Genomic DNA, 20103 nt, shown 5'->3' on the forward strand with positions numbered 1-20103 from the left:
ACTTGCCGCAGCACGCGGATCCACCGACGAAAAGTGCACGGGTGGTGGTCGCCGGCGACGCTGCGGACGATGCCTTGGCGAAGCGGCTCATCCCCCTTTTCGACGGCACGGACACAACATCGCACGGCCGCTCCAGGCGGCGCCATGCCCCCAAGTTCTTCCGCTCCTTCTCGAATTCATGCGACGCCGCCACCGGCGTCGGGAGGGATCGCCATGTCCAGCCCCCTACCCCCGCAGACCTCTCCGAGAGAACTGCGCCGCATCATCGCCGCATCCGCCACCGGCACGCTCATCGAGTGGTACGACTTCTTCATCTACGGCAGCCTCGCCGTCGTCTTCTCCGGGTTCTTCTTTCCTCCCGGCGAATCGAGTCTCGCCCTGCTGGTGAGCGTGGCGGCGTTTGGCACCGGTTTCGTCGTCCGTCCCCTCGGGGCGTTGTTCTTCGGCAGGCTCGGCGATCGGGTCGGCCGCAAAAAGACCTTCCTTGTCACGCTCATCGTCATGGGTGCGGCCACCGCCCTCATCGGCTGCCTCCCGAAGTACGACACCATCGGCACGGCGTCCCCCGTACTGCTGGTTTTGCTGAGGCTGCTCCAGGGCTTCGCGGTGGGTGGTGAGTATGGTGGTGCCGCCACCTACGTCGCCGAACACTCCCCGGCAGACCGTAAGGGTTTCTTCACCAGCTTCCTGCAGATCACGGCCACGCTCGGGCTGCTGCTGTCCATCGTCGTCGTCGTCGCCTGCCGGCTCCTGCTGGGCGAGGAGACGTTCACTTCATGGGGCTGGCGTCTTCCCTTCCTGCTCTCCGTCGTCCTCATCGTCTTCTCCCTGAGGATGCGGCTGAAGCTCCGGGAGTCGCCGGTGTTCACCCGTATGCAGGCACAGGGCACCCTTTCCAAGGCGCCCATCCGGGAGACCCTGGGCAGCCCTCGGTCTCTCGGCCTCGTTCTGCTCACCTTGTTCGGCCTGACCGCCGGGCTGGGTGCGGTCTGGTACACCAGCCAGTTCTACGCCCTGTACTTCCTGCAGAGCGTGTTGAAAGTGGACTTTCTCACCACCAACGTCTGCATGGCGGTCGCGCTGGTGCTGGGTACTCCCTCCTACGTCCTGTTCGGCCGCCTGTCTGATCAGTACGGCAGGCATCGCGTCATCGTGGCGGGCCTGGCCCTGTCGGCCGTGAGTTTCCTGCCCCTGTACGCCTGGATACGCGAAGCCGCTGCGGACCAGTCGTGGGCGCAGGTCGTCGTGGCGGTGACCCTGCAGATCGTGTTCAGCGCCATGGTGTACGCGCCGACGGCCGCATACCTGACCGAACTGTTCCCGCCCCGGATCCGCTACACCGGCCTGTCGGTGTCGTACCACCTGGGCGCCGGCGTCTTCGGCGGGTTCATGCCGCTCATCGCGCTCTCACTCACCACATCGACCGGCCACCAACTGGCCGGCCTGGCCTACCCCATCGCCGTAGCGGCCGTGTCCACCGTGATCAGCATGACACTGCTGCGAGGGGGCAAGGACAACAAGCTCGTCCGCGCCGTGTGGAACCAGCTCGACACGCCCGGACGGGCGGATTCGCCCAACCCCGCCCCCACCAAGTGATCCAGATCAGCGCCCGTCTCCCCTGACACGGCGGGCGCTGCCCGGTGGTTCCGCCACGCAGTCGGACGTGGCAGAACCCCGGACACCTCCTCACAAGAGCGCCATCGCCGCACCCCTCCTTGTAACCCCTGATCACCCATCATCCTTGTGGAGCTCCCATGTCCTGCTTCCGCAGATCGCGGATCGCCTTGATCGCGACCGTCGTCGCCGCCACGGCCGTCACCGCCGCCTGTACCAAGCGCACCGACGCCACCGACTCGAACAGCTCCAGCAGTTCCTCCGGCCGCAAGCTGTCCGTGGTGATCGTGTCCGGCCCGCTGAGCGACCCATTCTTCGGCGCGATGAAGACCGGTGCTGACAACGCCGGCAAGGAACTGGACGTCTCCACCCAGTACCTCAGCCCGACCTCGACCGACGCCTCCGGCCCGACGCTGGCCAAGCTGATGCAGGCGGCCGTGGCGAAGAAGCCGGACGCCATCGTCGTCGGCAACTTCTTCCCCGAGGCCCAAAACCCCGAGATCAAGGCAGCGATCAAGGCCGGCATCCCGGTGGTCGTCATCAACTCCGGCGAGTCGAACTGGAAGCAGCTCGGTGCCCTCTCGTTCGTCGGTCTGGAGCCTTCACTCGCGGGTGACAAGGCGGGACAGGAGATGGTCGAGCGCGGGGTGAAGAAGGGGCTGTGCGTCAATTCCGTGCCCGGTAACCCTGCCCTTGAGCAGACTTGCCAGGGCTACATCGACGCGATCAAGAAGGGCGGCGGAACGGCGAGCTCGCTGCGTCTGCCGTACCAGGACTCCACCAACCCCACGAAGGTGACGCAGGCAATCGCCGGCGCGCTCAAGTCCGACGAGAGCATCGACGGTGTGTTCACCACAGGCGCCGCGATTGCGAAGGACGCGCTGACTGCGGCGAACAACACCGGGCGCAAGCTGACCATCGGCAGCGGCGACCTGTCCACGCAGGTCCTCAAGGACATCCAGGCCGGCAAGATCCAGTACGCCATCGACCAGCAGCCCTACCTCCAGACGTACTACGGCGTCCTGATCGCCAAGCAGTACGTGCAGCACCGGCTTGTGCCCGCCGACATGGTGCTCACCGGTCCGCAGGTCATCGACAAGGACAACGCGGCCGACGTGTTGGCGGTCAATCAGCAGGACCAGGGCATCCGGGGTGCCTCCTGAGACGCCGCCGCGACAGAACCCGAGTTCAGGAGAGAGCACCCATGACCGTCGAGCAAGCAGCTCCGGCCCCCGTCAGGCCAGACGAGAAGACCCAAACGCTGAGCCGTTCCCTGGTCGCGCGGGCAGTACGACGCCCGGAGTTCGGCGCGCTGATCGGCGCCATCGTGGTGTACGTCTTCTTTCTCGTGACAGCGTCCGGCTCGGGCTTCACCAGCGTGGACGGCACCGCAAGTTGGCTGGACACCGCCGCCGAACTGGGTGTGGTTGCGACACCGGTCGCGCTGCTCCTCATCGCAGGGGAGTTCGACCTGTCGATCGGCTCCGTGATCGGCGCCACGTCCGCGATCGTGGCCATCGCCAGCGGCACGTACACCATGCCGCAGTGGGTATCGATCCCCCTGGCCATCGGCTTCGGTCTGCTCGTCGGACTCGTCAACGGCCTCGTGGCCACGCGCACCAAGCTCCCTTCCTTCATCGTCACCCTGGGAAGTTCGCTGGTCGTCGGCGGCGGCGCCCTGGGCATCAGCCGCGCCTTGTCGGGGAGTACGGCAGTGTCACTGACACCGGAGCCAAGTGTGCAGGCTGTCTTCGGCTCCAAGGTGGGGCAGTTCCAGGTGTCCATCCTGTGGTGGCTGGCGATCACCGTGCTGGCCTGGTGGGTGCTGACCCGTACCCGTACCGGAAGCTGGATCTACGCCACGGGCGGGGCACCCGAGGTGGCGCGCGACGCGGGTGTCCCCACTGCCCAGGTCAAGATCGCGCTCTTCATGGCCACCTCTGCCGGTGCCTCGCTCGTCGGTGTCCTGCAAACGATCGCCTACAGCGGAGGTGACGTGACCCGCGGCAGCAGCTTCATCTTCAACGGCGTGATCGCCGCCGTGATCGGCGGCGTTCTCCTTCAGGGCGGCTATGGTTCCGCGCTCGGTGTCCTCCTGGGCACGGGGACCTACGGCATCGTCAGCCTCGGCATCTTCTACACCGGCTGGAACACCGACTACGCCCAACTGTTCCTCGGCGCCCTGCTGCTGGTCGCCGTACTGGCGAACAACTACTTCCGCAAGCTCGCACTGAGCGGCAGGTGACCCTTATGACAACCACCACGGCCGACCATCCCCTGATCGAACTCCAGCGCGTCACCAAGCAGTTCACCGGCGTGACCGCCGTCGCCGACGTCTCGCTCGCCATCAGCCCCGGCCAGGTGCTCTGCCTACTCGGGCACAACGGCGCCGGCAAGTCCACAATCATCAAGATCCTCTCCGGGGTGTACGCGCCCACGGAAGGCACGATGCTCATCGACGGCGAGGCCGCATCGCTCGGCGGCCCACGCGACGCCCTGGACCGCGGTATCGCCACCGTCCACCAGGGCGCGGGCACCGTGCCGTTGATGAGTGTCGCCCGCAACTTCTTCCTCGGAGCCGAACCCACCAAGGGCCGGGGACTGTTCCGCCGCTTCGACGCCGCGACGGCGGCCCGGGTCGCCCTGCAGGAGATCCAGCACCTGGGCATCCGCCGGATCCGCGACGCCGGCCAGTTGGTGGGCACCATGTCCGGCGGTGAACGCCAGGCTCTCGTCATCGCCCGCGCCCTGCACTTCGGCGCCCGAGTGCTGATCCTGGACGAACCGACCTCGGCACTCGGCGTCCATGAGGCCGAGATCGTCCTGCAGGCCGTCGAGACGGCACGGGACCGGGGCGTCGGCGTAGTCCTGATCACCCATCAGGCCCACCATGCCCTGCGGGTCGGCGACCACTTCGCCGTCATGGCGCACGGCCGACTCGTGGCCTCGTTCGCGCGAGGCGAGAAGGAGGCAGCCGAGGTCATCGACCTGATGGCGGGCGGAGCGGCGATGGAGGAACTGGAGCGTAAGCAGGCATGAGTACGATGCAACACGCAGCGGTGGCGGCGTCAGGCTACACCGCACCCCGATTTTCAGGCGTCCGGGACGCCTTCGAAAGCAACCTGCGCAACGGCGACGACATCGGCGCCTCCCTCGCCGTCTACCGCCACGGCGAGCTGGTCGTGGACCTGTGGGGCGGCATCCGGGACACCAGCGGGACTCCGTACCCCGAGGACGCCCTGCACGTCGGGTACTCCGTGACCAAGGGTGTCCTGGGCCTGGTGCTCGCGAGCCTGATCGACACGGGAGAGGTGGATCTCGATGCGCCGGTGCCGGCCTACTGGCCGGAGTTCGGCGTCGCCGGCAAGGACGGCGTCCTGGTCCGTGAACTGGCCTCGCACCAAGCCGGATTGCCGGCCTTCGACGAGCCGGTGACCAAGGCCGACCTCGCCGACTGGGACGGCCGCGTGTGCCGCCTGGCCTCCCAGGCGCCAGCGTGGTCCCCCGGCACCCAGCACGGCTATCACGCCCTGACCCTCGGCTATCTGGTAGGCGAGGTCGTGCGACGTGCGAGCGGCAAGAGCGTCGGCGTCCTGCTGCGCGAGCGCTTCGCACCGGATGCTGACCTCCAGGCATGGATCGGCCTGCCCGCCCAGCACAACCGCCGCGTCGTCCGGTACCAGGACGCCTCTCCCACACCGGGAGTCGGCGCCTTTCTGGCCAGGGCCTCCGAAACCTCGGGCACGCTGACCCACGCCACCTTCAGCAACCCCGTCGTCACCGCCGATCTCTTCAACGACCCCGCGTCGTGGCAGCCGGAGATCCCCGCCGCGAACGGCGTCTTCGACGCCAGGTCGCTGGCCCGGCTCTACTCCAGCGTGGTGAACGGTCCCTTGCGTGCCATTTCGCCCATCACCGTGGACCGAGTTCGCCACCAGCAGGTCTACGGGCCCGACGAGGTCCTGGTCGAGCAGCCCACCCGATTCGGCACCGTGTTCGCGCTGTCGTCGCCACGTCAGCCCATGCTCGGTCACGGCTCGTTCGGCCATGACGGCCTCGGTGGACATCTGGCATTCGCCCAACCGGAATCCGGCATCGCGTTCGCCTTCCTCACCAACCGGGCCATCCCCGACCCCACGCCTCACACCCGATTGTGGCGCCTGCTCTCGGCGGTGGCCGCGGCCCTGTGATCAGCACACCCTGGTGCTCGAACGTGTCGGCATGGCACCAGGGCTCATCTTGACCAACCCGCTGATCTGGTCGGACGTGGGGGCAACTCGGAGCGAGGGTTTTGGTGTACCCGCTGGTAAGCTCCAAGACTGATCCGTAACCGATGCGTTCCAGCGGAGCGGCCTGCGGAGTGTCAGGTGCAGGGGACTCACCGCGCAAGAGATGCGGGATGAGCCGGACGTGACCAGCGTGATTCGCGCGGTGGGTGGTCTACCTGCTGCCTTCACCAGCTTCGTGGGGCGGCAGCGCGAGATGGCCGAGGTGCGCCGTCTTCTCGGCAGCGCGCGGCTTGTGACGTTGACCGGTACAGGCGGGGTGGGCAAGACGCGGCTGGCGCTGGCGGCAGCCGCGGCATCGGCCCGGGCGTTCCCGGGTGGGGTGTGGCTGGTGGATCTGGCCCCGGTGCGCGATCCGGCGCTGGTGGCGGAGGCGGCAGCGGTAGCGCTGGGAGTGGTGGATCAGGGCACCCGGCCGGTGTTGGAGCTGCTGGCGGCGCACGTGTCGGAGCGGCGACTGCTGATGGTGCTGGACAACTGCGAGCACCTGGTAGAGGCGTGTGCGCAACTGGCGCAGCGCCTGCTGCCGGCCGCTGCCGAGATGCGGATCCTGGCCACGAGCCGGGAGACGTTGCAACTGACAGGTGAGCACGTCATCGTCGTCGCGCCGCTGGCGCAGGAGGAGGCGATCGAGCTGCTGGTGCAGCTGGAAACCGGCCGCGGTGCGGCCGGTTTCCAGCTCACGGAGGTGAACCAGGCGGCGATCCACCGGTTGTGCGCAGACCTCGACGGGTTGCCGCTGGCGATCGAACTGGCGGCCTCCAGGTTGCGCACGTTGGCGGTGGAGCCGGTCGTCGAGCGGTTGAAGGACCGGTTCGCGTTGTTGGCGGCCGGCAGTCGCGCTGCCCGGCCGCACCAGCGCACCCTGCGTGCGGCGATCGACTGGAGCTGGGAGTTGTGCAGCCCCACGGAGCGGCTGCTGTGGAGTCGGCTGTCGGTGTTCGCGGGCAGCTTCACTCTGGAGGCGGCCGAGGGCGTCTGTGCGGATGAGAGACTGGCGGCGGATGAGGTGCTCGACGTGCTGGACCGGCTGGTCGCCCAGTCCCTGGTCGAGCACGCCGGCACTGAGCAGTGGCCCCGTTACCGGTTGCTGGAGACCGTCCGTCAGTACGGGTGGGAGCACCTGGCGGCTGGCGGTGAGGATCAGTGGCTGTGGCAACGGCACCGCGACTTCTTCCTCGCCCTGGCCGAGCGCTGTCACCAGGACTGGTTCGGCCCCCGTCAGGCAGAGATCCTGGCCCGGCTGCATGCCGACCACAGCAATCTGATGGCGGCCCTGGAGTACCGGCAGGCGACGGCAGCAAAGCCCGGTCCGGACGACAGCCCCCGGCTCGAGCTCGGTGAGGATCGGCAGGCCGCGCTGGCGCTGCCCGCCGCGCTGGTCTTCCACTGGATCGCGGGCGGGTGTCTCAGCGAGGGGCGGAGGTATCTGGAACGGGCGCTGACCGCGGCGCCGGAGCCCACTGCGGCCCGGGCGCGCGCTACTGGTCGCCGCCCAGGTCGCGTACACCCAAGTTGACCTTGCGGCGGCACACCGATTTCTGGAAGAGGCCGACGATCTCGCCGAACGGCTCGGGGACGCGGCAGCCGGCGCGCATGCATGTGGCCACCGCGGCGCACTTGCGCTGTACGAGGGGCGGGTGGAGGAGGCCGTCAGTTCGGTCACCGACAGATCGGTGCTCTCCCGCGCGCTCACCAACCGTACAGTCGCGGCCAGCAATGCCGGCCGCGTACGACGCACCCTGCGATCCCCCGCCTCGGGCGTGACCGCCAGCTCCACTTCTGTTCTCAAATTAACAAGTGTTACTAGATGCGGTCGGAGGTTGTGGCGGAGTATCCGAAACGGTTGTCTCGCGCCTCAGGCGCGGACCTCTCACGGCAGAATCTCTGCCTCCCCGGCAATCCACGCAGCGTCGAAGGCGCGCATGACGACCTTCCGCCAGCCGATCGGTGCGCGCGGGTCTCTGCTGGCGGTGCCGGCCAGCCAGAGCATGCAGAACAGATCATGCTCGGTGAAGTCCGCAGATAGCGACCCGTCCGCGTGCGCTTCGCGCACCAGCTCTTGACCGAGCGCGGTCGATCGGTCACAGATGCCGAGCAGCGCGACGGCGTCCGGGAAACGGCGCAGGATCGCATCGTTGAGTGCGGGGTCGTCGTGTTGCAGTTCGATCATGCCGTGCACGAAGGCTTCGAGACGCCGCCTGGGGGTGTCTTTCGCCATCACGGTGGATGCGAGGGTTTGCAGCCGGCTGCCCGCGATATCGGGAATGACCGCATCGATGAGGCCTTCACGAGACCCGAAGCGGTAGTAGAGGGTTCCGATGCTCACGCCCGCGGCCCGTGCGATCTCCTCCAGTGGGGCGTCAAGGCCTTTCGCCATGAAGATGTCCAGCGCGGCCGCGTGCAGTTTCGCCACGTTCTCGCGGGCGTCGCGCCGCACGCTCTTCGATCGGGTCATGTCTCCATCCCGCCATAGTTTGAGGTAACCCTCAAAGTCGGTGCTAGAGTCTGACTTTGAGGGCATCCTCAAACTTACCGGAAGGCGGGCCACGATGGAATCGACGGCAGACGTCGCGGCGTCCACGCGACTGACGATCGATGTGTGGGCAGATGTTCTTTGCCCCTGGTGCTACCTGGGCGAGCAGCGCCTGAGCGCGGCGATCGAGCAGTCCTCTCACGCGAACGACATCGAACTGAAGGTCCATACCTTCCAGCTCGACCCCACCGCGACCATGCAGGTCACACCGACCCTGGAGTACCTGTCGAAGAAGTACGGGGTCTCGGCGGCGCAGGCCCGCTCGATGGAGGAAGGCATGGCCGAGCAGGCCGCGGCCGAGGGATTGAGGTACGAGGTCGATCGCCCCGCCCGCAACACCTTCGACCTGCTGCGCCTGGTGCACCTGGGCGCCGAGCACGGCGTCTCTTGGGAGTACCTGCGGGCGATGCAAGCCGAGGTGTTCAGCGGCAACGGCGCCGCGTTCGAGCACGACACGCTGGTCCGGATCGGCGTGGAACTGGGCATCCCCGCCGACGAGATCCGGGACGTGCTCGCCACCGACCGCTACGCCGACACCGTGCGCGCCGACCACGACACCGCCGTGACCCTGGGCGCGCGAGGGGTGCCGTTCACCGTCCTCGGCCAACGACTCGGTATCCCGGGCGCGGTCAGCATCGGCCAGTACGCCAGCGCCATCGATCAGGCATGGGAGCAGGTCCATGGCTGACGGCACGCCCACATCGGCGGTGCCGCTGCAACTCATCGAGGGCGACGCGGACGGCTACTGCGATCCCGTGACCGGAGTATGTGTGCTGCCGACAGGTACGGCGGCCGGACTCACCTCCGAGAAGCGGCCTCCGGACGAGCCCGGGGGTTCAGACCAATGAACCAGATGTCGGGCAGCAACCCGAATCCCGCGCGGCACAGGCCCGTGGCCCGCAAGCTGACGCGCCTGGCCCAGCGCGTCCTCGCTGCCCCGACTTTGCTCTACCGGGCCGGGCTGGGGTGGATCATGACCGAGCGGTACCTGATGATCGAGCACACCGGTCGGCGCACCGGGCTCACCCGGCGAACCGTCGTCGAATGCGTGCAGAAGACCCCCGAAGGGGGCGTGATCGCCGCATCCGCTCTTGGGGAGAAGGGCGCGTGGTTCCTCAACGTGCGCGATGCCGGCAGGGCGCGCATCTTCCACGGCCGCGGGCGCTACGACGCCACCGTCAGACTCCTACCGCCCGCCGAGAGGGCGGCTCCGCTGACCGCATTCGCGGCCAAGCACCCCAAGGCTGCGCGTCTGTACGCCCGGCGCTTCCGCCCTCCAGGCGAGCCCGAGACCACGACACTGGCCGACTACCCCGACAAAGCCGTCCTGGTCGAGTTCCGGCCAGAGCGCGGCTGACAACCCACTGCCGCGCGACGAACCCTTTCACCCGTTCTTTCAGCTGAGGAGATAGAGCTGTGCCCGTCATCGCCATCGTCGGAGCAGGCCCGGGCCTGGGAATCGAGATCGCACGTGCCTTCGGCAACAAAGGCTTCACGGTCGCCCTGGTCGCCCGCAACGCCGCCAAGCTGGACGCGCTGGCTTCCGACCTGCGGGCCGAAGGCATCGAGGCCGCCGGGTTCGCCGGCGACATCTACAAGCCCGGCACCATCACCGAGGCGTTCACGTCCATCAAAGAGCGCTACGGCGCGATCGACGTCCTGGAGTTCTCGCCCGCCGATCAAACCCTCGAGGCCGTCGGCGTGCTCGATGTCACCCCCGAAAACCTCCAGCCGCAGATCGACTTCTACCTCCACGGGGCTATCCACGCCGTCCGGCAGGTCGTCCCCGACATGATCGCCGCCAAGACAGGCACGATCCTCCTCACCACCGGCGGCGGCTCGGTCACCCCGGTCCCCGCCCTGGCCAACATCAACATCGCCGCCGCCGGTCTGCGCAACTGGACCCTGAACCTGCACAACGAGCTCAAGCCCTACAACATCTACGTCGCGCACATCGCCATCAGCGCATGGATCGGAGCCGGCCACCCGGGTGCCGCGCCTGACGTCATCGCCCAGGCCTACACCGAACTGTACGCGACACGCGCCGAACCCGAACTGCACTACATCGCACTCGACGAACAACCGTAACGGGCGACGACGCGGCACCGGGTCCGTGACAAGGGCGAAATCCCGCCGCGGATGGCACCTCTCGGGGGGGCGCTCGCCCAGCAAGCTCTCTCACTCAACGCCGCCTTGACGAACACCGGTATATCGTGACGGATTCGTTCGCCGAGCGCCGAGGTCCCGATCTCGCCGCTGTGCGCCGACGCCACAATCCAGAAGGTCCACACGGTGGTCACCGATCAGTCAGTCACCAGTTTGCCAACAACCTCACCGGCGTTGGCGCGCCAGGCTTGATCAAACCTTGGATTCGAAGATCATCCAGGAAGGTCGGTACGTTGGCGGTATAGACATTTCCTGCCCGGGGCACGTGGCGGTTGGTCTCGTCGCTCAGCGAAGCCGGGCCCGGCTCGATCGTGACGATTGAGCCGGGCCGTCGGCACCCGGCCGATGCAGGGTGAGTTCACGAGCCGTGCACCGCGTCAAAACGCATCCACGATGGCTCTGGCCTGCGGCTTGACGGGCTCGTCCCCGCAGACAAGATCGCTTCTTGTGCTTGTCCGCCTGCTCTATCTCATCGCGCTGCGGGTATTCGGCTGGCTGATGTTGCTGGGCCGTAGCCAAGCGTCGAAGAACGTGGAAATCATGGTGCTGCCGGCTTCGGGCAGAATCAGCTCTGCCCCGCCACCCACCGCCCCTCCGGCGAGGCCGGCCGGACCCGGGCCGCCGCCGTCGCCGGCTGCTGAGCGGCCTGACGCGTGAGCGGCCCCGTCCTTGGACGGAGGCCGCGCACCAGCTGACGAACTCGCCTCCCGGGGCTACCGTCACCCCTACCCGGCTGCGGGCGCTACTCGCCGCCGGCTTCCACGATCATGAACTTGGCCGTCCCCACCGACATGTTCCCCGCCTTGTCGGTGGCCCGGTACGACAAGGTGTCCCGCCCGGAAATACGGTTTCGTGCTGTGAACTGGTGTTTTGCTGCATGATCAGGACGGTTGCTGCGACCCTCTTGAGGTGTTGTTCTCGCTGGCTTACCGATTGGTTAGGGGCTTGTTCGACCTGCTGACCGTGCTGATCCGCTCTGATCTGTCCAAGGATGTTGAACTGCTGGTGCTCCGTCAGGAGAACCAGGTGCTCCGCCGACATCTCAATGGCCGACCGCGGTGGAGTCACGCCGACCGGCTCTGGCTCACGGCGTTGTCCCGGCTGATCAGCCGCTGCCGGTGGGCGGAAGTCTTCCCCGTCACCCCGGCAACGATCTTACGCTGGCATCGCACCCTCGTGAGACGTAAGTGGACCTTCACCGACAGACGACACCCAGGACGCCCTTGCACTCGCCGACCGGTCAAAGCACTGATCATCCGGATGGCACGGGAGAACCCGACCTGGGGACACAGAAGAATCCAAGGCGAGCTGGCGCGCCTGGGGTACCCGATCGCGGCGTCCACGGTGTGGGAGATCCTGCACACCGCCGGCATCAATCCCGTACCCCGCTTGGCCGGGCCGACCTGGCGGCAGTTCCTGACCGCCCAAGCCCACGCGATCACCGCGTGTGACTTCCTGGTGGTCGAGACCGTGCTGCTCAAACGGCTGTATGTGCTGGTCTTCATCGAGCACGGCACCCGGAAACTGCACCTGGCCGGAGTAACCGAGCGCCCGACCGGAGCATGGACGGTGCAGCAGGCCCGCAACCTGGTCATGGATCTGGGTGACCGCATCTCCGGGCTACGGTTCCTGATCCACGATCGGGACCCACTCTTCACCTCTGCCTTTCGCGAGGTCTTCCAAGCCGAAGGGTTGCGGGCCATCACCACGCTGCCGCGGACGCCGGGGATGAACGCCATCTGCGAGCGCGCCATCGGCACCCTGCGCCGCGAACTCCTGGACCGGACCCTGATCCTCGATGAACGCCATCTGACCCGCGTCCTGCAGGAGTATCTGATCCATTACAAGGCGCACCGGCCGCACCAGTCCCGGTGCCAACGGCCTCCAGACATCGCAACGCAGCCCTCCCGCGACGTGACCGAACTCGACGACCTGCGATCCATCCGCCGAAGACCCGTAGTTGCAGGCGTGATCAACGAATACCACCAAGCCGCTTAACCGCAGCTCAGGCCACGTAACTCAATATTCGAGCGGCACACCACGGTGCAGGCTGTCGACTACAGGCTGGCGATGCTGTCCTGCACCGACTTACCCCAAGCCACACCTTCGGCGTGCGTGTTGGCGAAGTCCGGATCCACGTAGATGTGGACCCTCTTGATGAGTTCACCCTCGAACTCGAACACATTGCAGAACAGCCCGAAGGAGGAAACACCGTCAGGGAAGTCCACGCCTGACGTCGTTGTTCCTCTTTCCACGCCCTCGACGATCACGTAGTTCCCGGACGACAACACGGTGAAGCCCTCGATCTCGTGCTTGAGCGACGCGATTCCCCGGCCGAGACCCTGAGCGAACGCTGCGATCTGCGCCTTCCCACGTGCGATGCCGAACTTCGGGTAGAACATGTGAGCATCTTCCGTGAAGATGTCGATGACCGCAGGGTTGCCGGCGTCCACCATGCGGAAGTAGTTGATAGCAATCTCTTCGCGACGCTTCTGTATATCGCTGGTGGCGTTCACTTTTCCTCCTGGTACGTGGTGTGTTGTGGTGCGCTCTCGCGCTGGTTGAAGGGCGCGGTCAGACCTGCACCTGGCCTCCGTCGACGAACCAGTCGGCGCCGTTGACGAAGCTGGAGGCGTCCGAGGCCAGGAACGTCGCCACGGCGGCGATCTCGTCCGGGCGGCCGATCCTGCCGAGCGGCACCTCCGAGGCGAGCTGGTGGTCCGGGCCTACGGCGCCGATCAGGCCCGGGGTCTCGGTCGGGCCGGGGCTCAGCACGTTCACCCGGAACTTCCGTTCCTGCGCGCTGAGTGCCCAGCTGCGCACCAGGTTGCGCACCGCTGCCTTCGATGCGCCGTAGATTTCCAGGCTCGGTCCGGGGCGGAGGGCATTGGTCGACCCTGTCACTATGATCGAGGCGCCGTCCGACAGCAACGGCAGCGCCTTCTGCACGGTGAAGATCGTGCCCTTCACGTTCGTACCGAAGGTGGCGTCGATGGCTTCCTCTGTGATCTCACCCAGAAGCTGGGGGACCGCACTGCCGGCGTTGGCGACAAGCACGTCGATGCGGCCCGCCTCCTCGCGCACGACCGAGTAGAGGTCATCGAGGTCCGCCTGTACCGAAACATCGGCTCTCACACCGGTGGCCGCCGGCCCGATCTCAGCGACGGCCGCGTCGAGCGGCTCCTGACGGCGACCGGCCAGGAACACCCGTGCCCCCTCCGCGGCGAACCGCCTGGCGATGGCAAGCCCAATGCCGCTGTTGGCTCCGGTGACCACCGCGACCTTCCCTGCGAGTACTTCCGTCATAGCGCGGCCACTCCTCAATTCTTGACTGGTTCGTCCATAACGCTAGCCGTTATGGACGAACCAGTCAAGAACCGGTAGGCTGTCCCCATGGCGCGACCCAGGAAGTTCGACGAGCAGCAGGTACTGGACACTGCCCGGGAGCGGTTCTGGTCGGGTGGGTACGCCGCCACGCGCATGGAAGACATCGCCGAGGCAACGGGGCTCGGCAAAGGCAGCCTGTACGGCGCGTTCGGCGGAAAGCCGGAACTGTTCCACCGCGTGTTCGACGACTACTGCACCTCCGTCGTCGACGCTGCGAGCCGGCAGCTGCGCGGCAACGACGCGGACGCGTACGCGCGGCTGTCCGCCCACGTGTACGCGGTGGCGGCGGCGACTGCCGCAGACACCGCCCGCCGCGGATGCCTGTTGGCCAAGGGCGCCGCCGAGCTGGCCGAACACGACGAGACGGTGGCCAAGCGGGCGCGCGCGGCCATCGAGGCGCTGCAGGCGCTACTGGAGGGCGACATCGCAGCCTGTCAGCGCAATGGCGACATTGCCGCGGACGCGGATCCGGGAAAGCTGGCTGCGCTGGTGCTCGCCGTGCTGCGCGGCATCGAAGCGCTGGGCAAGGCCGGAGCGAGCGAGGAGACGCTGACCGATATCGCCCGGACAGCCCTTGCTGTACTGCCCCGCACCTGCTCCTGCCGATAATTACATCCGCCCAGGTCATAACTCTGCGAGGACTTCGCATGGCGTACGCGAGCTCCGGTCACCCGGGAGACGGAAGCGGGTACGGCAGGATGATCCGCTGTGCTCCTTCGCCTGGCCTATCTGACCGTCACGAACGCCTTCGCCGCGCTGCGGTTGCTGCCCATGAGTGATCGGGACAAGGACGTGGAGATTCTCGTCCTGCGTCACCAGATCGCCATCCTTGAACGCCAACTGGGCGCTGACACCAGAGTGAGATTCGCGCCCGAGGACCGGGCCCTTCTCGCCGCTCTCCTGACCTCACTGCCGCGCGAGGTCCTGCGCCGACTGCGGCTCCTCGTCCGGCCAGACACGGTCCTGCGCTGGCACCGCGATCTGATGAAACGACGTCACGCCCATATCTGCCAGCCCAAGCGGCCCGGGCGCCCACCCACGGTCCGCTCCATCCGCGTCCTTATTCTGCGCCTTGTTCGGGAGAACCCCGGCTGGGGCTACCGGCGGGTCCACGGTGAGCTCACCACGCTCGGCATCGAGATCGCACCGTCTACCGTCTGGGAGATCCTCAAGGAGGCCGGTCTTGATCCGGCGCACGAGCGGGCTTCCACCACGTGGGCCGACTTCCTGCGCTCGCAAGCCGACGCCATGCTGGCCTGCGACTTCATCGAGACCATCACTCTCAGCGGGCAACGCCACTACGTCCTGGCGGCCATCGAGCACGCCACCAGACGCGTCCGCGTGCTCGGCACCACCGCGCACCCGAGTGCAAACTGGGTCATCCAGGCGATCAAGAACCTGGTGATGGACCTGGACGATGCAGGCTGCCGAGCGCGCTTTCTGCTCCGAGATCGGGATGGAAAGTTCCCCGCTCTCATGGACGAGGTCCTCACCGAGGACGGCATCAAGACGGTGCTCACTGGTATTCGGATGCCTCGCATGAACTCCATCATGGAGCGATGGGTGCAGTCCTGCCGGCACGAGCTTCTCGACCGCTGCCTCGTATGGAACGAACGCCATCTTCGGCACTGCGCCTGCCGATAATCGCATCCGCCCAGGTCATGGCCATCTGGAGCCTTCGCGTCGCGGCGCGAGCTCCAACCACCGGGAGAGGGCGAACGCATACGGCATGATGATCGGCCGTGCTCCTTCGTCTGGCCTATCTCACCGTCACGAACACGTTCGCCGCGCTGCGGCTGCTGCCCATGAGCGATCGAGACAAGGACATCGAGATCCTCGCCCTGCGCCACCAGATCACCGTCCTCGAACGCCAACTCGGCGCCGACACCAAACTCAGATTCGCTCCCGAGGACCGGGCCTTTCTCGCCGCTCTCCTGACCTCGCTGCCCCGCGAGGTCCTGCGCCAGCTGCGGCTGCTCATCCAACCGGACACCGTCTTGCGCTGGCATCGCGATCTGATGAAACGGCGTCATGCCCGTACCTGTCGGCCGAAGCGGCCTGGCCGCCCACCCACCGTCCGGTCCATCCGCGCTCTCGTCCTACGTCTGGTTCGCGAGAACCCCAGCTGGGGCTATCGGCGGGTCCACGGTGAGCTCACCACCCTCGGCATCAAGGTCGCGCCGTCCACAGTGTGGGAGATCCTCAAGCAGGCAGGGCTTGATCCGGCGCCCGAGCGGGCGTCCACCACCTGGGCCGACTTCCTGCGCTCGCAAGCCGACGCCCTGCTGGCCTGTGATTTCATCGAAACCATCACCTTGAACGGGCAGCGCCAGTACATCCTGGCCGTCATCGAGCACACCACCAGACGGATCCGCGTGCTCGGCACCACCGCTCACCCGAGCGCCAACTGGGTCATCCAAGCGATCAAGAATCTGGTGATGGATCTGAACGACGCGGGATGCCCGGCGCGCTATCTGCTCCGAGATCGAGATGGGAAGTTCCCAGAGCTTATGAACGAGATTATCGCCGAGGCCGGCATCAAGACCGTGCTCACCGGCATCCGGATGCCGCGGATGAACTCCATCATGGAACGGTGGGTGCAGTCGTGTCGCAACGACCTTCTCGACCGCTGCCTCATTTGGAACGAACGCCACCTGCGGCACGCCCTGCGGGAGTACGAACACTTCTACAACCAGCACCGGGCCCATCAAGCCCTGGACCAAGCAGCGCCGCTGCGTTCCGCCCCCGATCCGATCTCGGATCCGACGCAAATCATCGACCTGGATGTACGCCGACGAGACCGGCTCGGCGGCGTTCTCCACGAGTACTCACATGCCGCTTGACCTGCGTGGATGGAATTTTCGGCAGGCGCAGTCCTCCACGAGTACTCACATGCTGCTTGACCTGCCTGGATGGACTTTTCGGCAAGCGCACTGTCGGCGTGCAGACCCCTCACCAACCTACGTACGCGTAAACGCTCACGAGCGCCGTGGGCTTGATGCCCTGACTTTCGATGGCCTTCATCGCTTCGGGTTGATCGTGCTCCTCAGAGACACTCCACGCATAAGCAGCAATGGTGGCACCTTTCCACCGAGATGATTTCAGCCACACATTTTGCGGCCGACTGTCCAATTTGGTGGTCCAGTTTCGGCCCTGGAGATAGGCTACCGCCTTCCCGAGGGATTCCTCCTCAGTATCGCCACCGACATCAACCAAGAAGGCATGGGTTACTACGGCTTCACTCCCCATTAAACCTTCTTTGCGCCCTTCCCAGATAACTGTGCCAATCTTATTAACTTCTTCCAGTACGCCAGGGTCGACCTCTTCGGACTGCTGAGCACATCCTCCAACAAGAAGAGAAATCACAAGAGCAATTGCAGTCAACTTTCGTCTCCGCGTAACCCTCATCCTTTTATCTCTTCTCGCTCGCGGTATCGATTGAGGACGATATCGTATCTTACATGTAGGTCCAGCATGCAGGCTTAGCTCTTCCGCATGCGAAGAGCTCAGGCGCGGCGTTCTTGTATGCTAGTAGAGCGTTACGGCGCTCCTCTGCGATTCGCCCGTTCTCTGGATTCTGCTTGGTGGCCTCGGGCCTGCCGATGTAGCCACTATTTGCCCAAGCCACGTATCGCGTGGCGGTGATCTTTCCGGTCTTTGGGTCCATGACCGCTCCGGAGCAGGTGCCGAAGCTCGTCAAGGCTCCGCTCGCTTTCACCGCAGGCGGGAAGTCCGAACCGTTCGCCCAGCTGTCGACCACCGGGGGTCAATCGCTCGCCCTGTCATGGCCGACCCCGCTCCCGCGCCCTCAGGTCTCGGCGAACCAAGCGACATATGACCTGGGCGACGATGCCCAGCTTGTGGTCAGCGCCATGGCAGAAGGATTCCGCTACGAGATCGTCCTCCAGCGTCGCCCGGCTAAACCCCTGGACCTCACACTTCCCGTGCAAGTGAAGGGCGCCTCATCCGGCGAGCGTCGCGAGGAACTCGTAGACGCTCAGGGACGAACCGTTCTGCACGCGTCAACGCCCCGCCTGCACATCAAGCCAGGACGGCGTACGACCACGAAATCAGCCCTCGGCGCGTTCAAGAGCGAGCAGTCCGGCGACAACCTGCGAGTGACGCTGGACGGCGCCAAACTGGACACCACGGCCTTCCCCGTGACGATCAGCGGCTCGGTCGCGATGCCCGCGAGTGCGGACGTGCACGTCTCCGACGAGGGCGGCGCGGGCGACCCGTCTTCGCCGTTGCTGATGGCCGGCGGCATCTTCGGCATACGCAACCGCGCCCTGCTGCGCTTCGACACCATGGCTCTCACAGGTCAGCGCATCATCGACGCGAAGTTGTCCGTGGTGAACACCGATGGCCCGGGCTGCGGAGAGGCTGGAGACGGCATCCAGGTCCGGCGGATCACCAGCCGCTGGGATCCGTACAACCTCACCTGGTCCAACAAACCGGCCACGACCACCGAGGGCGCCACGATCGTCACCCAGTCCTACGCCAGCGACTGCGGCAGAGGCACGCTCAACTGGCCTGTCAAGGAGATCGCCGCAGCTTGGGCAAGCGGCAGCCCCAACTACGGGCTCACACTGCAGGAGCCGAACGAGGCCAACACCTTCGACAACTTCCGCGAGCTCGCCTCCACTGAGTACGGCGACCCCGGCACCGAGGTGCCGAAGCTGACGGTCGTCACAGAACCGGTCCCGTCACCTCAGGTCCTGTACCCGGCCGGGCCCGACGGGGTGGAAGTATTCACCGCGCCCGCGGACTGGAAGCTGGACACGCTACCGGTCTCCTCCGAAAACGTGCACGCGTTGAACGGCGCTGACGACCGCGCACAGACCAACACCACCACCTTGGCCCCGCCCTACTACGACCCGGCCAGCGGGCAGGTTGTCGCTCCCGCGACGCCGGCGGGCAAGGACACCGCGAGCCAGGTGCTGAGCGGGATCGCGCTGGACAACGGCGACGCCGATGAAACCCTCGCGATCGGTTTCGAGAGCGAGGATTCGCCGGCGGCCCGGACTTCCGCAGTAGCCACCGCGGAAACCCCGTACTCGATCACTCCCCGGTACGTCGAGGTCGCCAACAGCTACCAGGCGCTGAACACCATCACTGACCAGGTACTCGATCTGGACGCGACGATCCCGGCGGGAACCGCCCTGTTCGCCACGCAGATCTGGCCCGAGCGCAACCTGGTCGTGGTGCAGTCCACCGATGCCTCCACAGGGCTGCGTAAGGCTCTGGCGGACCGGTACGGCACGTACAACGTCGCCATCTGGCTGCGTTCAGAAGGTGACCGTCCGCACCCGAACGTCCAGACGAAGTCCTCCGCCGCCGCGGACAGCCGGCAAAATGACACGGGAAAGCTCAACGGCGGCTCCAAGTTCGTTCCCTTCAAGGCTGACAACACCCCATCCGGGGCGTGCACGACCGCATTCGCCATGGGGAGCGCAACCGACAACCTCATGGTGAGCGCCGGACACTGCGCTGACGGAGACGGGCTACTCGCGAGCGCCGGCATCATCAAATGGACGAACTGGCGGGACGGTCAAGGAACCATCAAACTGCCGAACCAGCCGACCTACTACGGCGACGTATCCCTGATCCAGACGGGATTCGGCCGGGTCACGAGCCCCACCATCTTCATCGGCGGCAGGGACTCATCCGTCAAGGAATGGGTGGGCGGGCGGTTCTCGGTCCGCTCTCGGGAAGGCGACCAGTACTGCATCGGCGGCGCCAGCACGAATCCCGAATCCAACGGCCAGATCTGCCGCTTCAAGGTCACCGACATCGACTGGAAGGTCGAGTACGTAGACCCGAAAACCCGGGAATACATCGGCACGGTGCGGTGGGTACAGGTCGGCAAGAAAACCGGCAAGTGCCCGGTGGGCGGTGATTCAGGCGCGCCGGTCTACACTTTCCGTCAGAGCGATGGATACGTGGTGGCCAAGGGCGTCTTCAGCGGCGGAGTCGGCGATGACGCGCCTGTCCAGTCCACCTGCGTGACTTACTTCACCGACATCCATGACGTGATGAAAGCCGTCGGCAAGGACATCTACAAGAAATGAATCCTCTGGGCCCGTCCTTCCTATGGCGCGTGTGCTGCCTCCT

General features: G+C 66.1%; 19 protein-coding genes. 15 read left to right on the top strand and 4 right to left on the bottom strand.

Annotation, left to right across the window (positions count from 1 at the left end):
• Nucleotides 1-213: 213 nt before the first annotated feature.
• The 6 genes from ACIHFD_RS04415 (at nt 214) to ACIHFD_RS04440 (ending at nt 7419) form a co-directional block, all read left to right on the top strand.
• Nucleotides 214-1596: an MFS transporter gene (locus ACIHFD_RS04415; protein ID WP_397365559.1), complete on the top strand. Its 1383-nt coding sequence runs from the start codon at nt 214-216 to the stop codon at nt 1594-1596.
• Between the two features lie 188 nt (nt 1597-1784).
• Nucleotides 1785-2777 carry a sugar ABC transporter substrate-binding protein gene (locus ACIHFD_RS04420; protein WP_397365560.1) on the top strand — a complete coding sequence of 331 codons (993 nt, stop codon included), beginning with the start codon at nt 1785-1787 and terminating at the stop codon, nt 2775-2777.
• A 41-nt stretch (nt 2778-2818) separates the two neighbouring features.
• Complete coding sequence (locus ACIHFD_RS04425) at nt 2819-3859, top strand: ABC transporter permease (protein WP_397365561.1); 1041 nt, start codon at nt 2819-2821, stop codon at nt 3857-3859.
• A gap of 5 nt (nt 3860-3864) precedes the next feature.
• Nucleotides 3865-4653 carry an ATP-binding cassette domain-containing protein gene (locus tag ACIHFD_RS04430; RefSeq protein ID WP_397365562.1) on the top strand — a complete coding sequence of 263 codons (789 nt, stop codon included), beginning with the start codon at nt 3865-3867 and terminating at the stop codon, nt 4651-4653.
• A complete protein-coding gene (locus tag ACIHFD_RS04435) occupies nt 4650-5804 on the top strand; it encodes a serine hydrolase domain-containing protein (protein ID WP_397365563.1) in 1155 nt (384 codons plus the stop codon). Before ACIHFD_RS04430 ends, ACIHFD_RS04435 begins: the two co-directional genes overlap by 4 nt.
• Before the next feature lie 220 nt (nt 5805-6024).
• Entirely contained in the window at nt 6025-7419 is a 1395-nt protein-coding gene (locus tag ACIHFD_RS04440) for an ATP-binding protein (protein ID WP_397365564.1), read from the top strand.
• 354 nt (nt 7420-7773) lie between these two features.
• Here ACIHFD_RS04440 and ACIHFD_RS04445 read toward each other — a convergent pair whose 3' ends face one another.
• Complete coding sequence (locus ACIHFD_RS04445) at nt 7774-8358, bottom strand: TetR/AcrR family transcriptional regulator (protein ID WP_397365565.1); 585 nt, start codon at nt 8356-8358, stop codon at nt 7774-7776.
• A 94-nt stretch (nt 8359-8452) separates the two neighbouring features.
• Between ACIHFD_RS04445 and ACIHFD_RS04450 the strand changes: the two genes are divergently transcribed.
• The 5 genes from ACIHFD_RS04450 (at nt 8453) to ACIHFD_RS04470 (ending at nt 12600) form a co-directional block, all read left to right on the top strand.
• A complete protein-coding gene (locus tag ACIHFD_RS04450) occupies nt 8453-9124 on the top strand; it encodes a DsbA family protein (RefSeq protein WP_397365566.1) in 672 nt (223 codons plus the stop codon).
• Nucleotides 9117-9284, top strand: a complete 168-nt coding sequence (locus ACIHFD_RS04455) for a hypothetical protein (RefSeq protein ID WP_397365567.1) — start codon at nt 9117-9119, stop codon at nt 9282-9284. Before ACIHFD_RS04450 ends, ACIHFD_RS04455 begins: the two co-directional genes overlap by 8 nt.
• Complete coding sequence (locus tag ACIHFD_RS04460) at nt 9281-9793, top strand: nitroreductase family deazaflavin-dependent oxidoreductase (protein WP_397365568.1); 513 nt, start codon at nt 9281-9283, stop codon at nt 9791-9793. The genes ACIHFD_RS04455 and ACIHFD_RS04460 overlap by 4 nt, the downstream gene beginning before the upstream one ends.
• Nucleotides 9794-9852: 59 nt before the next feature.
• Nucleotides 9853-10524 carry an SDR family NAD(P)-dependent oxidoreductase gene (locus tag ACIHFD_RS04465; RefSeq protein WP_397365569.1) on the top strand — a complete coding sequence of 224 codons (672 nt, stop codon included), beginning with the start codon at nt 9853-9855 and terminating at the stop codon, nt 10522-10524.
• A gap of 1023 nt (nt 10525-11547) precedes the next feature.
• A complete protein-coding gene (locus ACIHFD_RS04470) occupies nt 11548-12600 on the top strand; it encodes an integrase core domain-containing protein (RefSeq protein ID WP_397365570.1) in 1053 nt (350 codons plus the stop codon).
• Nucleotides 12601-12659: 59 nt separating this feature from the next.
• On the opposite strand, the gene ACIHFD_RS04475 is transcribed toward ACIHFD_RS04470, so the two are convergent.
• Complete coding sequence (locus tag ACIHFD_RS04475) at nt 12660-13118, bottom strand: nuclear transport factor 2 family protein (RefSeq protein ID WP_397365571.1); 459 nt, start codon at nt 13116-13118, stop codon at nt 12660-12662.
• A gap of 58 nt (nt 13119-13176) precedes the next feature.
• A complete protein-coding gene (locus tag ACIHFD_RS04480) occupies nt 13177-13908 on the bottom strand; it encodes an SDR family NAD(P)-dependent oxidoreductase (protein WP_397365572.1) in 732 nt (243 codons plus the stop codon).
• Between the two features lie 87 nt (nt 13909-13995).
• Here ACIHFD_RS04480 and ACIHFD_RS04485 point away from each other — a divergent pair, with 87 nt between their 5' ends.
• From ACIHFD_RS04485 to ACIHFD_RS04495, 3 genes are all read left to right on the top strand, one after another.
• Nucleotides 13996-14598, top strand: a complete 603-nt coding sequence (locus ACIHFD_RS04485) for a TetR/AcrR family transcriptional regulator (protein WP_397365573.1) — start codon at nt 13996-13998, stop codon at nt 14596-14598.
• A 99-nt stretch (nt 14599-14697) separates the two neighbouring features.
• On the top strand, nt 14698-15633 hold the full coding sequence (locus ACIHFD_RS04490) for a hypothetical protein (RefSeq protein ID WP_397365574.1): 936 nt from the start codon (nt 14698-14700) through the stop codon (nt 15631-15633).
• A gap of 98 nt (nt 15634-15731) precedes the next feature.
• Nucleotides 15732-16832 carry an integrase core domain-containing protein gene (locus ACIHFD_RS04495; protein WP_397365575.1) on the top strand — a complete coding sequence of 367 codons (1101 nt, stop codon included), beginning with the start codon at nt 15732-15734 and terminating at the stop codon, nt 16830-16832.
• 109 nt (nt 16833-16941) lie between these two features.
• On the opposite strand, the gene ACIHFD_RS04500 is transcribed toward ACIHFD_RS04495, so the two are convergent.
• Nucleotides 16942-17373, bottom strand: coding sequence for a hypothetical protein (locus ACIHFD_RS04500; protein WP_397365576.1), 432 nt, complete (start codon nt 17371-17373; stop codon nt 16942-16944).
• A 257-nt stretch (nt 17374-17630) separates the two neighbouring features.
• On the opposite strand from ACIHFD_RS04500, the gene ACIHFD_RS04505 reads away from it, so the two are divergent.
• Nucleotides 17631-20060, top strand: coding sequence for a DNRLRE domain-containing protein (locus ACIHFD_RS04505; RefSeq protein ID WP_397365577.1), 2430 nt, complete (start codon nt 17631-17633; stop codon nt 20058-20060).
• The last annotated feature ends 43 nt before the right edge of the window (nt 20061-20103 follow it).

This window comes from Nonomuraea sp. NPDC051941 (genome assembly GCF_044593615.1).